Source organism: Parabacteroides gordonii MS-1 = DSM 23371 (genome assembly GCF_000969825.1).
Taxonomy (GTDB): Bacteria; Bacteroidota; Bacteroidia; order Bacteroidales; family Tannerellaceae; genus Parabacteroides; species Parabacteroides gordonii.
Genome location: NZ_KQ033920.1, coordinates 855,543 through 857,661, shown reverse-complemented (window position 1 = coordinate 857,661; position 2,119 = coordinate 855,543). Strand labels below are relative to the sequence as shown.

Annotated in this window: 1 protein-coding gene; it reads left to right on the top strand. The window is 40.8% G+C overall.

All coding sequences use genetic code 11. The features are described from left to right. Window positions 1-1,932, top strand: a 1,932-nt coding sequence (locus HMPREF1536_RS20550; protein ID WP_233426422.1) for a DUF4906 domain-containing protein, incomplete at its 5' end; no start/stop codon positions are given. Window positions 1,933-2,119: the final 187 nt, after the last annotated feature.

Genomic DNA, 2,119 nt, shown 5'->3' with positions numbered 1-2,119 from the left:
ACAGGCAACACACTGGAAGCCGTCCAAAAATTATCCATAGATGCATCCATAATCAATAATATCCCTGCCGATAATATGAACAAGATGCCTTATATTTTACACCTCGAACATGTAAAGGTAAGTAGCAGCGGCAAACTTCAAAGTGTAGATGGCGAAGATGTCCGCCTGCTCCTTAAACGGTTAGCTGCCCGGCTGACACTGAACTGGACATATTCAGTGAGTGGTGAAGCCGATAGTTATGAGTTGAAGCAAATCCTGCTTGAAAGCATACCTACTAACTATAACGTAATCCCCAAGCCTGACAAATCGGATGAAACCTATCCATCGTTGCTCGATCAGTTTACAACGATACAAGTCGATCCGTCCGGTAAATCTTCATATTCCTGCTGGATCCCAGCCAATGTACGTGGAACGAATCCGGCAGCTACTTCTCAGAGCTACCGTATCAAGTCGAATGCCCCGACAGGCAGTTCGTATGTCAGTTTCATTGCCGTTAACGGTAAAGAATCAAAGAAGAAGCTCAATTACCGTGTCTATTTGGGGGGACGAACAACATTCGATTTTAATCTTTACAATAATACGAATTATAACTACGAAGTAAACTTCAATCATACAGGTTTGCCGACCAATGACCGTCGTGTAACGATCATCGACCCAATACCCGCATCTGAAAACAACGATAACCTGGTACCGACCGCCAACTGTTTTATGGTGACTCCCGGTGGGGCATTCTGTTTTAACCCGTACAAATTCTATCAGCAAGGAATAACGGTTGAGAATAGCCTGCTACAAGGCAGTAACTGGTGTAATGTTGTGGACGGAACGATCGGTACTCCGATCAAATCGGTTAAAGTTCTTTGGCAAACCAAAGAGAATGGCGATATAGGCGACCCGGTACTGGGGGTAGTTAACTCTTCAACCGATCATACAAATATAGTAGACCTAACCAATGGTGATGACTTGAAAAAAGCCCGTATCTATTGCCGTGTCGCTCCAAACACGACAGGAGGGAGTGGGCTAATCGCCGCTTATGATGATGAAAATGGAACAGGAAACATTCTTTGGAGCTGGCATATTTGGGTAACTGACTATAGACCTGATCCAAAAGGAAATGTCACAGTAGTTACACCGGAATACAAACGAAAACAAAAATATACTTATAACAGCGACCAATTCCCCATGATGGATCGTAATCTAGGAGCTTTTGCCGGTTATACGGATGTACCTTCTAACCAGTTGGGGATGTCGAAAGCAAATGGATTTCATTATCAATGGGGAAGAAAAGACCCTTTTCCCAGCAGTTACTCTGCCAGTATAAAGAGTGAAGTTTCAGGGGTAAGTAACCTTTCACCTGTTCCGGATATGTTGAATCAATATGGACCGGATGGTTTGTCATATATTGTTAAGCAGGGTATAACTCAAAATGTGACACTTCAGGAAGCTTATCGGCATCCAACTGTTTTTTATTATTGGGGATCAACTTCTGCGTTTACCACTGCAAACTCATGGAATGACTCTTATAATCATAAAACAATTCACGATCCTTGTCCGGCTGGTTGGCGTATTGCTTCAAAAAATAATTATAAAGCATTATTTCAATCAGGAAGCTTTAATGTCAATACCTGGGTTACAGGCAATGCAGTGAGTCAATCAACTTCTCAGATAGACGGTGGCTACGTGTTGTATTATGAAGCAAAAGGTTCCGGAAACACTACTTATTATAGAATGGCCGGTTATAGAGTTAGTACTGATATTTTCAGACATATAGGAGAGTGGGGATTTATATGGACCAGAGAGGAAGGAGGTTCTAATTATCAGGGTAGTTGCTTTAATGTAAAAAGTAATATTGATTCAAGCTGGGGTGTTAATATGAGGAATAATATGAACAAATGTGATGCACATACAATCCGTTGCATTCAGGAACAGGAATAGCTGGTAAATAGCAACTGTTAATGTGCGTAAAAAAGTAAAGAGACAAGCACGAAAAAAGAATAAAAATGGAAATAGAGAAAATAAACATAGTAAATGACAATCAAGAGGTGATAAAAAAAGAAAGTGTCTCTTTCTTATGTAGAAAGAGACACACTATCAAAATGATTGATTATTATCCGTTATCGGG